The 5,502-nt window shown below is 71.5% G+C and carries 7 protein-coding genes; 2 read left to right on the forward strand and 5 right to left on the reverse strand.

All coding sequences use genetic code 11. The features are described from left to right. Positions 1-302 precede the first annotated feature (302 nt). On the forward strand, positions 303-1,514 hold the full coding sequence (gene serB, locus STRIP9103_RS00990) for a phosphoserine phosphatase SerB (protein WP_009293835.1): 1,212 nt from the start codon (positions 303-305) through the stop codon (positions 1,512-1,514). 151 nt (positions 1,515-1,665) lie between these two features. Here the strand turns inward: serB and STRIP9103_RS00995 are convergent, their stop codons facing one another. The 4 genes from STRIP9103_RS00995 to STRIP9103_RS01005 all read right to left on the reverse strand — a co-directional run bounded on the left by STRIP9103_RS00995 (position 1,666) and on the right by STRIP9103_RS01005 (position 4,187). Beyond that, positions 1,666-2,184 carry a SixA phosphatase family protein gene (locus STRIP9103_RS00995; protein WP_009293831.1) on the reverse strand — a complete coding sequence of 173 codons (519 nt, stop codon included), beginning with the start codon at positions 2,182-2,184 and terminating at the stop codon, positions 1,666-1,668. A gap of 96 nt (positions 2,185-2,280) precedes the next feature. Then, complete coding sequence (locus STRIP9103_RS01000; RefSeq protein ID WP_009293822.1) at positions 2,281-2,496, reverse strand: hypothetical protein; 216 nt, start codon at positions 2,494-2,496, stop codon at positions 2,281-2,283. A 177-nt stretch (positions 2,497-2,673) separates the two neighbouring features. Then, a complete protein-coding gene (locus STRIP9103_RS52695) occupies positions 2,674-2,790 on the reverse strand; it encodes an SGM_5486 family transporter-associated protein (protein ID WP_086019205.1) in 117 nt (38 codons plus the stop codon). A 50-nt stretch (positions 2,791-2,840) separates the two neighbouring features. Continuing rightward, entirely contained in the window at positions 2,841-4,187 is a 1,347-nt protein-coding gene (locus tag STRIP9103_RS01005) for a CynX/NimT family MFS transporter (RefSeq protein ID WP_408995619.1), read from the reverse strand. A gap of 82 nt (positions 4,188-4,269) precedes the next feature. Here STRIP9103_RS01005 and STRIP9103_RS01010 point away from each other — a divergent pair, with 82 nt between their 5' ends. Next, entirely contained in the window at positions 4,270-4,965 is a 696-nt protein-coding gene (locus STRIP9103_RS01010; RefSeq protein ID WP_009293828.1) for a FadR/GntR family transcriptional regulator, read from the forward strand. Here STRIP9103_RS01010 and STRIP9103_RS01015 read toward each other — a convergent pair. After that, positions 4,940-5,383, reverse strand: coding sequence for a hypothetical protein (locus tag STRIP9103_RS01015; RefSeq protein ID WP_009293826.1), 444 nt, complete (start codon positions 5,381-5,383; stop codon positions 4,940-4,942). The two genes, STRIP9103_RS01010 and STRIP9103_RS01015, sit on opposite strands and share 26 nt — an antisense overlap. Between the last annotated feature and the right edge of the window lie 119 nt (positions 5,384-5,502).

Genomic DNA, 5,502 nt, shown 5'->3' on the forward strand with positions numbered 1-5,502 from the left:
CGCCGGGCAAGAGGCCGCCCCCTCCTCCGTCGCCGGGCGAGGAGCCGCCCCCTCCCCCGCCGCCACCGCCACCACCTCCCCCGCCACCGCCTCCGCCGTCGTCCGGGCCCCGGGGGCGTTGAGGGTGTCGGGGCCCGCGTCGAGGGGTGCGATCCGGGCTCGCTCCCGGGGCTTTCGTGGGGCGCCCCGGGGTTTCGTACACGATCCGGGTGCGATTCGGTCACTCGTAACCCAGAGTTCTCCGTCCGCTGGGCGGACCTGACGGGCAAAAGGCACGGGGCGCCGGATACGGTGGGAACATCATGAGCGCTTCGCAGACCTCCTCTGACGTCCCCACTCTCCTCGTCAAGATCTTCGGCAAGGACCGGCCGGGGATCACCGCCGGGTTGTTCGACACCCTCGGCGCGTACTCCGTCGACGTGGTCGACATCGAGCAGGTCGTCACCCGTGGCCGGATCGTGCTGTGCGCACTGGTGACCATGCCGCCGGCCGGGCAGGAGGGCGATCTACGGGCGACCGTCCACAGCTGGGCGGAGTCGATGAAGATGCAGGCGGAGATCATCTCCGGCAAGGGCGACAACCGGCCGCGTGGCCTCGGCCGCTCGCACGTCACCGTGCTGGGCCACCCGCTGACCGCCGAGTCCACCGCCCGGATCGCCGCGCGGATCACGGCGACCGGCGGCAACATCGACCGTATCTTCCGGCTCGCCAAGTACCCGGTGACGGCGGTGGAGTTCGCCGTGTCGGGCACGGAGCCGGAGACGCTGCGGACGGCGCTGGTGACCGAGTCGGTGGCGCTGGGTGTGGACGTGGCCGTGGTCGCGGCGGGGTTGCACCGGCGGGCGCAGCGGCTGGTGGTCATGGACGTGGACTCCACGCTCATCCAGGACGAGGTGATCGAGCTCTTCGCCGCACACGCCGGGTGCGAGAAGGAGGTCGCCGAGGTGACGGCCGCCGCGATGCGCGGGGAGCTGGACTTCGAGCAGTCGCTGCACGCGCGCGTGGCGCTGTTGGAGGGACTCGACGCCTCGGTGGTGGACAAGGTGCGCAGCGAGGTACGGCTCACGCCGGGGGCGCGCACGCTGATCCGTACGCTGAAGCGGCTCGGCTTCCAAGTCGGTGTCGTCTCGGGCGGATTCACCCAGGTCACGGACGACCTCAGGGAGCGGCTGGGGCTGGACTTCGCCCAGGCCAACACTCTGGAGATCGTCGACGGCAAGCTCACCGGCAAGGTCGTCGGCGAGATCGTCGACCGTGCGGGCAAGGCCCGGCTGCTGCGCCGGTTCGCCGCCGAGGCGGGGGTGCCGCTGGCCCAGACCGTGGCGATCGGCGACGGCGCCAACGATCTCGACATGCTCAACGCCGCCGGCCTGGGCGTCGCCTTCAACGCCAAGCCGGTCGTCCGCGAGGCCGCCCACACCGCCGTGAACTTCCCCTTCCTCGACACCGTCCTCTACCTGCTCGGCGTCACAAGGGAAGAGGTCGAGGCGGCGGACATACAGGACGAGCAGTAGGCCGACGCCCGGGACGATTGATGAGCGAGTCCGTCATCGCTCATCGACCAGCGGTGATAAGTGAAGGCCCGACACCATGGGTGCCGGGCCTTCGTCGTGCCGTGTGCCGGTCGGGGTCGGTCCGGGCCGTGGGGCCGCCGACCGGTCTGGGTCAGTCCGTCGGGGCCCAGTAGTCGCGGAGGGTGCCCACGCCTGGCTCCAGGGCTTTCCAGGAGCCCTCGAAGGAGAGGACCGCGAAGGCGGCGGCCGGGAAGTCGCGGCGGGTCATGCGCTCGCGGGCGTCGCCCTCGGCGTGGCCGGCGAGGATCTCGGCGAGGGCCTGCACACCGGGGTTGTGGCCGATCAGCAGGACGTTGTTCGCGTCGTCCGGGGTTTCGTTGAGCAGGGCGATCAGCTCACCGGGGGAGGCCTCGTAGATCCGCTCCTCGTAGACGGTTTTCGGCCGCTCGGGCAGTTCATGAACGGCCAGCTTCCAGGTCTCGCGGGTCCTGACGGCGGTGGAGCAGAGGGCAAGGTCGAAGGGGATGCCGGAGTCGGCCAGCTTGCGTCCGGCGACTGCGGCGTCCATACGGCCCCGGTCGGCGAGCGGGCGCTCATGGTCGGACACCTGGGGCCAGTCGGCCTTCGCATGCCGGAAGAGGACAATCCTGCGGGGTTCTGCGGCGCTCATGTGTCCCAGCTTCGCATGAAACAGGCCATGGGGCGCAGGTAGTTGAAGTGCGGATACCCGAGACCGGTGAGCGTGCTGTCGGGGCTCGGGCGCATGTCAGGGGGTGAGGGCCGACAGCGCGTGCCGTATGTGCTCCAGGAGAAGGGCGATGGCGGGATCGCCGCTCGCCGCGTGGGCGTCCGCGGGATGGAGGATCAGCAGCAGGAGGGTGACGAAGCCGAGAGTGGGCAGGGCGACGGCCCACCAGGGCAGCCGGGTGTCGACGCCGCCCGTGGTCACCGGGTGGGATCGGGGGTGCGTACGGGCCGACATGCCGCCTCCGTGGTCTCCGAGTGGTCGGTGGCCTGCCCTCCGTGGGCCCTTGCGGGGTCCCGTGCGGCCACATCTCGAAGCTACGGAATCCGAGCGTCTCAACCCATCCGGTGATCCACCCACTTGACCCTGAGACTCGCCCCCTAGGGGATGGGGGGCCAGCCCCACCGTCGTCGGTCAGGGGGCCGCGATCGCCGCGATGATCGCGATGACGACGAAGATGGCGAAGAACGAGCCGAAGACCAGGAGCATCTTCTTCTGGCCGTTCTGAGGGTTCGGATCGAGCACTGGCATGGGTCCAGTCTCGCACCCGGCGCCCGTGTCACGGCCGGCGGGGTGGAGCGTCACCGCGCCGTCTCGTCCTCCACCGTCCGGTCGCGGCCCGCCAGGACACCCACCGCGATCTGCGGGACCATCAGGGTGGTCATGAGGGCGAGGGGCAGGCCCCAGCCGCCGCTGTGCTGGTAGAGGACGCCGACGAGGAGCGGGCCGGGGATCGAGATCAGATATCCGGTGCTCTGCGCGAACGCGGACAGCTGGGCCACACCCGTACCGGTCCGGGCCCGCATGCCGACCAGGGTGAGGGCCAGCGGGAAGGAGCAGTTGGCGACGCCGAGCAGCAGCGCCCAGGCCCAGGCGCCCTCCGCCGGGGCGAGGTGGAGGCCGCCGTACCCGAGGAGTCCGCACACGCCCAGCGCGACCGCGAGCGGCCCCTGGTGGGGCATCCGGGTGGCGAGCCGGGGGATCACGAAGGCCAGCGGCACCCCCATCACCATCGTGACGGCCAGCAGCAGGCCCGCCGTGTCCGCCGGAACCCCGGCGTCCCGGAAGATCTGCGGCAACCACCCCATCGTGATGTACGCGGCGGTGGCCTGCAGCCCGAAGAAGACGGCGAGCGCCCACGCCGTACGACTCCGGCTGATGCGCGACGCGGGGCGCTCCACGCGCGCGGGGGCCGACGACCAGCGCTCCCCACCTTCACGTTCCGCACGCGCGCGTGCCTCCTCGGCGGACCCGGCCGCGCGATCCCGTACGAACGGCAGCCACGGCCCCACGGCCGCCGCCGCGAGGAGCGCCCACGCGGCGAGGCCGGTCTGCCAGGTGCCGCCCAGGGCCTCGGTCATGGGCACCGTGACGGCCGCGGCGGAGGAGGTGCCGAGGGCGAGGGCCATGGAGTACAGGCCCGTCATGGAGCCGACCCGGTCGGGGAACCAGCGCTTGACGATGACCGGCATCAGGACGTTGCTGACGGCGATGCCCATCAGGGCGAGGGCGCTCGCGGCCAGGAACCCCGCCGTGCCGCCGGCGTACGGCCGTATCAGCAGGCCGGTGGCGATCGCGGCCATGCCCGCGCAGACCACGGCGGCGGGCCCGAAGCGCCGGGCGAGCCGTGGGGCCATAACGCCGAAGACGGCGAAGCAGAGCGGCGGGACGGAGGTGAGGAGACCGGCGACGCTGCCGCTCATGCCGAGCCCGTCGCGCACCTCTTCGAGGAGGGCGCCGAGGCTCGTGATGGCGGGGCGGAGGTTGAGGGCGGTGAGGACGATGCCCACCACCAGCAACCGTGTCGCCCACGCGCGCGTGCCCTTCTCCGAGGACCTGGCATGGACTGTTCCGGCTATGTCGGGTTCCTTGCATGTGTCGGGCGCATCCGATGCGGACGCCGACATCGGGGTTTCCTTGCTCGCCATGACACCCATCATAGAATCATAGGATGATTGACTGTCCCTGGTCCGGCTCCTCCCCGTCGGCCCATCCGTGCCAAGGTGTGCCATGCCACTGACCCATCCCCGTCGATCGGCGCTGTCCGAGCAGGTCATCGCCGCCTTGCGCAACCAGATCACCACGGGCGAGTGGCCGGTCGGCTCGCGGATTCCCACGGAGCCCGAACTGGTGGAGCAGTTGGGCGTCGCCCGGAACACGGTCCGCGAGGCGGTGCGGGCGCTCGCGCACAACGGTCTGCTCGACATCCGCCAGGGCTCCGGCACCTATGTCGTCGCGACGAGCGAGCTGGCCGGCGTGATGCACCGCCGCTTCGCGGACGCGGACCCGAACCACGTGGCCGAGCTGCGCTCCGCCCTGGAGTCGAGCGCCGCCAAGCTGGCCGCCCGGCGACGCACCGAGAAGGACCTGAAGCAGTTGGACGCGCTCCTCGTACGGCGTGAGGAGGCGTGGGCGTCGGGCGACGCGGAGGCCTTCGTGGCCGCCGACGCGACCTTCCATCTGGCAGTGGTGGCCGCGTCCCACAACGACGTCGTCACGGCCGTCTACGCGGATCTGGGCGAGGTGATGCGGGACTGGCTGCGCGGCGACGTCGGCGAGGAGCTGACTCCGGAGACGTACATGGACCACACCCGGCTGGTGGACGCGATCCGCGCGGGTGACGCGGAGGCCGCGGCGGCGGAGGCGGCCGAGTATCCGTTCCAGTGCCGCCCCGGCCGGATCAGTCCTCCGGCCGCTGGTGGCTGAACCACACCGAGCGGACCTCCTTCCAGCAGCGCCCGGTGAGCCGTACGGTCTGCGCGGGCCCCGCCTCGACCGGGGCGCTGTCGCTGTCGATGTCCCACCAGCGTGCGCACTCGATGTGCAGACGTACCCGGTCGGGGTCCGCGTAGGGGTTGAAGCAGTACCCGACCACCTGGGAGCCGAAGATCCGGCTGCGACAGGACGCCCCGAAAGGATCGGGCCGACCGGCCGCCCTCCGCGCGCGGTCCGTTCCCGTCCCCACGCGCGCGTGGTCATCGTCCTCGGCCTTCAGGCGTTCTCCGGTCTCCACGCGCGCGTGATGTCGTCCGTTCTCCACGCGCGCGTGCGGCACCGCCTCGTACGAGCAAGAGGTCAGGAGAGCGGCGAGGGCCATGAGGGCGAGGCTGCGGGACAGGCGCACAAGGGAGACCTCCTCGGCCGAGCGGCTGAGCGGTGTACGTCCAGCGTGCGCGGCACCCTGTCCGTGCGGCCCGCCGGATGGGCCGGACGAGTGACAGTCGAGGCGGCGCGCATACGGCG

This window comes from Streptomyces ipomoeae 91-03 (assembly GCF_000317595.1).
GTDB lineage: Bacteria > Actinomycetota > Actinomycetes > Streptomycetales > Streptomycetaceae > Streptomyces > Streptomyces ipomoeae.